3 protein-coding genes and 1 pseudogene are annotated in these 5,621 nt (G+C 42.9%); 2 read left to right on the top strand and 2 right to left on the bottom strand.

From position 1 onward, the window contains the following. Positions 1-276: 276 nt before the first annotated feature. Together VB741_RS14605 and VB741_RS14610 are read left to right on the top strand one after the other, a co-directional pair. Positions 277-690: a hypothetical protein gene (locus VB741_RS14605; RefSeq protein WP_323365919.1), complete on the top strand. Its 414-nt coding sequence runs from the start codon at positions 277-279 to the stop codon at positions 688-690. A gap of 2 nt (positions 691-692) precedes the next feature. Then, a complete protein-coding gene (locus VB741_RS14610; RefSeq protein WP_323365920.1) occupies positions 693-3,650 on the top strand; it encodes a tetratricopeptide repeat protein in 2,958 nt (985 codons plus the stop codon). Positions 3,651-3,950: 300 nt separating this feature from the next. Here the strand turns inward: VB741_RS14610 and VB741_RS14615 are convergent, their stop codons facing one another. Together VB741_RS14615 and VB741_RS14620 are read right to left on the bottom strand one after the other, a co-directional pair. Next, positions 3,951-5,012: a DUF389 domain-containing protein gene (locus VB741_RS14615; protein WP_323365921.1), complete on the bottom strand. Its 1,062-nt coding sequence runs from the start codon at positions 5,010-5,012 to the stop codon at positions 3,951-3,953. A 355-nt stretch (positions 5,013-5,367) separates the two neighbouring features. Continuing rightward, a pseudogene (locus VB741_RS14620) lies at positions 5,368-5,621 on the bottom strand (IS110 family transposase); the annotation flags it as partial.

Genomic DNA, 5,621 nt, shown 5'->3' on the forward strand with positions numbered 1-5,621 from the left:
CGCTTCCGCAGAATGCCTTACGCTATATCTAGTGCCTTGCGGAGCAACCTAACACTGCGTTGGAGCCGACCGCCGAGAGGTTATCTGTCGCAATCAAAGGTTATTTACGGCGGCTCAACTTGACGTTGTACTGCACGACCCGCCAAGTAATTGACATTGTCCGAATTGAGAAAATCCGAGCCTGCTGGAAAGTCTTTGTTATTTCGGTAAAAGCCATTTTGATATTTCTAGGCTGTAGGATAATAACGAAATATAGGCTTTAAGGACTTGATAATAATGTCTGATCCAATAACAACGATCGCGGCAGGTGCAATTCTCAACCTTGCATTTCAGGAATTTGCCAAGTCCGGGGCTGGTGAAATAGCTAAGAAAACTGTGGGTGGGGCGATTGCCTTAGCAAAAGGGCTGCGAGATAAAATTACTGCTAAGTTTAAGGGAAATGCCAAAGCAGAGACAGCTATTGCGGCAGTGGAGACTGATTATTCTCCGGAGGCACTGGCTAAGCTTGAAGTGTACTTGGATGATGCAATGGCAGATGATGTCATTTTTGCAACGGAGCTAAGGCAGGTTGCCCAGCAAATCATTAACATTCAGAGCCAGACTACTTCTAACCGAGATTACAGAAACTACGGACGTGATCAAATCAATATTGAAAAAATTGAAGGAAATCCCAGAATTGGTGGGTCGTAAATATGGGACGGCGGGACAACCGAAAGTATGGAAATCAAGGGCGTGACCAGATTAATATCGAGCGGGTAGGTGGTAATGTACTGCTCAATTCTCAGGAGGCAGTTCGACCTGATGCTGAAAAAGACCTGCTAGAGGCAGTTAGGCGATGGGTTGAGTCAAGGTTAGAAGGACAATTACACCATGCTGTGAAGCTAAATTTGCAAAAGGAGGCACAACCGCAGCAAGTACGCCCTTGGGGCATGGAGGTGAAGGTAGCGATCGCGCAGTCGAGCCAACTATTGCCACCCGAAACGGGTATAGGGCAAGTATTTGATCAATGTTTAGGGCGGTTACTGATTTTAGGTGAGCCAGGGGCGGGAAAGACGACGAGTTTGCTGGACTTGGCACTGGAACTCGTGGAAAGGGCAGAAGACGATCCACAGCAGCGCATTCCCGTCATCGTCGATCTCTCCGATTGGCAACCGATCGTATCTAGATTAACCTCTAGGCGGATTAGCATTGCCAAACAAAATTTCTTAGGCTCCGCTTCTGAACAAGTGCCAGGTTGGTCGATCTCAAATTGGCTGACTGGTAAGGTACGAGAGAGATATGGCGTTCCGCCAAAGCAGATTAAGCAATGGCTGAAGGAGAAACGCTTGATACCTTTTCTAGATGGTCTGGATGAGGTATCTCCAGAGTATCAGGAGGACTGCGTGCGTGCGATCAATTTGTGGTTGGACTGTGATTGGCGGCCCAGGCAAGTAGCAGTCTGTTGTCGGAGGGAACCGTATGAGACTTATTCTGAAAAGCTGAAACTAGATGGAGCCGTTTATCTTCAAGACTTGACGGATGAACAGATTCAAACGTTTTTGACCGAGGCAAATCGGGATGAGTTGGGAGAGAACTTGGTAACCGATAAAAATTTGCTGGCGTTGATTCGTAGACCATTGTTGCTGTCGATGGCGATAATCGCTTACAGGGAGCTAGAGCCAATACAGTGGCAGCGGGCGACCTCAGCGGAAGATAGGCTCAATGTACTGTTAGATGCCTATATTCGACATATGCTAACGCAGGATATACTAAGTCGCGCCTGTAGAAACAGAAAGCCCCCTAGTCAGAAACAGAGTCGGAAGTGGTTGGAAGTTTTGGCATTACAGCTTTTGCAAGACTCGGAAACTGATTTTTTGATTGAGCAAATTCACACAACGTGGTTATCATCTCCCTTTCAAAAGATCCTATTTACCGTTTTTTCTATCACTATTTGGAGTTTTGTTTTTGCGGCAGTTTTTTGGGGACTAACTTTCACTATAAACTTTTGGGGGTCATGCTTTAACCTCACCAATCCAATTCGGACTGGGTCAAGTTTTCGCTTTTGGTTTGGGTTTGGGTTCGGTTCTTTGTATGGCTTAATTCGTGGGTTCAATGTTTGTAAAGACTGGCTATACACAAAATTAGTCGTGAGAGACAAAAAAGTCTCGCTATTAACTTCTAAGCTAGGAGAGATATTGCATAAGCTTTCATCTTGGAGAGATGCAGTAATTCCCTTTGAAGTTAATATACTAATTTATAAATTAACTAGATTCGTAGAGCAAGGATTTAATATTGAAGATTTTGTTTTCAATGCTGAAGCTCTGTCGATGCCAAATCAAGGAATTAAAAATTTATCAAGAAATGTAGTCCCAATCATATTAGGTTTTTTCCCCATGTATACCATGGTGGTGGGGATTTGGAGAGCAAGGTGTTCAATATCTTATACTGATTCCACTATATTAACTTCCTTATGTATGGCTTTGTTTCTGTGGGTTTTATGGGGAGGAGGAAATATTTGCATTAATCATTTTTTGGTCCGTTTTTGTTTGTATCTTACGAAGTCAACTCCTTGGGACTATGCTTGTTTTCTAAACTATGCGACGGAGCGGCTACTGCTTCAGCGCACTGGCGGTAGCTATCGCTTCGTACACGACCTATTGAGGCAATCTTTTGCTCAAAGTAGAGTCAATAGCTATCCACACCTGATCCACTCTCAAGTTTTCCTTCAGTGTGGTAGAAGTTATAGACTAATGAAAGAATATAACAAGGCATTACTAAACCTCAATCGTGCTATTGAACTTAATCCTAAATACGTTGCGGCACTTGAACAGCGTGGCATTACCTACAGCTTAATGAGATGCTATGAACAAGCACTGCAAGACTTCAATCGTGCCATAGAACTGAGTCCTAAAGATGATTGGGTGATCGCACGACGTGGTCTTAACTATACGTCAATGGGACGCTATGAAGAGGCATTGCAAGACTTCAATCGTGCGATTGAACTGAATCCTCGAAATGATCGTGTGGTTGCATGGCGCGGTGGAACTTATATTCTAATAGAGCAGTATGATGAAGCCTTGCAAGACCTCAATCGTGCTATTAAACTGAATCCTGAAGATAATTGGGTAATCGCACAACGTGGTCTTAACTACACGTTAATGGAACGCTATGAAGAGGCACTGCAAGACTTTAATCGTGCCATTAAAATTGATCCTGAAGATGGCTGGTCAATCTCAAATCGCGGTTACATTTACACATACATGGAACGTCATCAAGAGGCAATTCAAGACTTTAATTGTGCTATTAAACTGAAACCAAAAAACGATTGGTATCTATATCTTCGCGCTGTTAATTGCTTTATATGTGATCAGGCTGATTCCGCTAAAGCAGACTTGGGCAAAGCTATTCAAATAGCTCAGGAAGAACAGACCGAAAAGCCTAACAACCACCAAAATACATTTAATTTGGCAATCTATCACCTGGTTGCAGGCAACTTGCCAACCGCTCAAGAGTTTTATCAATCTGGACTCCAGCAGGGTGCTACCCAAACCAAAATCCGATATGCTATCCAAGATCTGAAATTTTTATTACGAGTATTTCCTAAAAATACTGCTGCCCAGCAAATAAAGGTAATGCTTGAAGAAAGGATAAGTGAAATTAAATTTCGGTAAAAGGCATGGTTGTCTTCAAAAAACAGATTAGTCAAGTCAATGGTATTAAATTCAATAACATTCTCGCTAAACACACTAAGCAGTACAACAACGCCCATGCACCCGACCGCCAAAAGGTTATCTGTTGAGTGTTCGAGATTATCTGCGGCAGGTGATGGGCAACGTTATGCCGCCTTAAGTTGCCAGTGAGGGAGCAGCGAAAGGTTATCTGTGGAGACGTGATTGTTAAGATCCCAGAACTATGCGCTGTTTTTCGGGTGGTTTCTGATCTCATTTGCTCTCAGATCAAAGTAAAAAAAATTATGGTAAGTTTTCCCTTTGGTGAGGTGTTGTAATGCCCTCTCGTGTCACTTCCTCCACTTGGCTGATTTCAAAAATCAATGTAAAAGGTTGACGCATTGATTCTTCTATAAAATTTTCTAGAAGTCCTACCTGTTTGGGCGTGATTACTTCCTGACTACGAACCATTAATCGTACTTCGGGTGGATCCACCAGCCAATTCGTCTCAATTTTTACCAAGTCTACTCGTTGAAACGTAATTGTCCGATTTAGCAATGCTTGTCTTAAACTAGCTTCTAGCCGATTCTGTCTGATCAAATCGAAAAAGCTTACACTGAGGGGAATCAGGAGAACGCTTGTCAAAATAGTTGTCCACACTAATGCTCTGCGTGCTTGCGTAAATGGGGTGTAGCCTGTGAGCAGGAATGCCGCCATACAAGAGAGCGTAATTCCCAGCAAGTTGGTCAGGTAAAGTATCAATGCCCCTAAGCTAAGAATCCATCTCGCATTAGCTAATCCCAAACCAATTACACAAATAGGTGGCATTAAAGCAACTGCGATCGCTGTCCCTGCTAAACTAGTAGAGATTTTAGGTTGCACTTTGGCATAGCCACTGACGCTGCCAGCCGCAATAGCGATGCCAAGATCTAGTAAAGTTGGTTTAGATCGAGCCAGAATTTCGTTGCTAAACGTTGAAATGCCTACCACAGAACCCAACAGCCAAGCAAGAGTGACTGCTGAGAGAGTTCCTACTGCTACTGAAATTAACCCTTGTCGAAAAAGTATTACATCCCCTTCTAAAGCTCCAAAAGCTAAACCTCTGATTGGTAACATTAGAGGAGCAATAATCATAGCTCCGATAATGACAGCCGCACTGTTGGAAAGTAAACCAAATGTAGCGATAATACAGGAGCTAATAATTAAAATTAAATATGTTGGATTGAGGGTAGATTCTTCCAGTAATTCAGTCTGTAGTTGCTGTAGTTTCGCTGGCTCGACTTTTTTACTTGCAAAACGGCTGAAGTATCTTCGTATCCTATTTAGCAACAAGGCTATTTGGTTTACCACAAGTTCTCTGAACATATCACTGAATCTTCCTTTGTATTTGAAATCTTAGAAACATGCCCTCAATAGTAGTTCACAAGGCTCTAGAATTGAGAAAACGAAACATGTAGAGACGGCAGCATAACATAGTCCCTGAGGCCGACGGGGTCAATAGGGAAAACTAAAAGCCTTTCTCTGAAAGAGTTTCAGTGCTTTTCTAGGCAGATGAAACGGTTTTGACGCTGAGCCTGTAAGAAGTCTCAATATCAAAAATGCCAATTTTCTGAATGATGCGTGGTCTTCTCTGAACAATCAAGGATCACTTTTAAAAGATTTCTCAAGCAATCGATGTTGTTTTGCAGAGTTGTTGTTTGTAGTCTATTTCAATTGTAGATTATCCGGCAGCAACTTGTTGTTTGGAGTCTTGCTGTACGCCCAATAGCTTGACTAGTGGAGACTTCTTGCGCCGTAAAGCTGCTATGTATTTTTCTTCATCATAGGGTTTACCATCTTGCCAACAGCGCCAGAGAATCCTGCCCCATTTGTAAGCCAAAGCCCGAATCGCCTTTTGATGACTTTTACCAGCTTGCTTCTGCTGTAGATAAAAAGCCTGAGACCAGGTCGAATCTCGTCGGGCTAGATTGACCC

The sequence above is a fragment of the Leptothoe sp. PORK10 BA2 genome (assembly GCF_034932105.1).
GTDB lineage: Bacteria > Cyanobacteriota > Cyanobacteriia > Phormidesmidales > Phormidesmidaceae > Leptothoe.

What these genes read in the sequence shown, in the direction of transcription:
- VB741_RS14610 (WP_323365920.1), top strand. Translation starts at nt 693, where the DNA reads ATGGGACGGCGGGACAACCGAAAGTATGGAAATCAAGGGCGTGACCAG.
- VB741_RS14615 (WP_323365921.1), bottom strand. Translation starts at nt 5,012, where the DNA reads ATGTTCAGAGAACTTGTGGTAAACCAAATAGCCTTGTTGCTAAATAGG.
- VB741_RS14605 (WP_323365919.1), top strand. Translation starts at nt 277, where the DNA reads ATGTCTGATCCAATAACAACGATCGCGGCAGGTGCAATTCTCAACCTT.